The sequence below is a fragment of the Rhizobium sp. RAF56 genome, from assembly GCF_052113965.1.
Lineage (GTDB): Bacteria > Pseudomonadota > Alphaproteobacteria > Rhizobiales > Rhizobiaceae > Rhizobium.
Window position 1 is genome coordinate 1 of the sequence record NZ_JBFRDU010000160.1, and the last position, 332, is coordinate 332.

Annotated in this window: 1 pseudogene; it reads left to right on the forward strand. The window is 60.5% G+C overall.

Going from position 1 to position 332, the window contains the following annotated elements:
• Nucleotides 1–332: pseudogene (locus AB4048_RS29055) on the forward strand (hypothetical protein); the annotation flags it as partial.

Below are 332 nucleotides of genomic sequence, written 5' to 3' on the forward strand. Positions count from 1 at the left end.
CAGGTCGCCGCAAACCGGCATTTTATCGAATTTCGCTCGCGTTATGCGTTGAGCTATGGCCACACCTATGTGGTCTTCGGCACACTCGACAAGAACGGAAACCCGATCAATCCGGAGGTGGCAGGCCTTGCGCCCGCTTCTCACGAGCCGAGCGACTACGTGCTCGGCCATTTCGTGCCGGTGGCGGCCACGACCGGATGGACCGACGGCGATCTCGAAGAACAATACCGCTCCGCCAGCTGGCGGGTGCTGCTAAGCGAATCGGAATACAACGACGTCGTTGCATTCATCCGCAAGCAGCAGGCGGTGTCGAAGACCTGGGAGGCGACGGT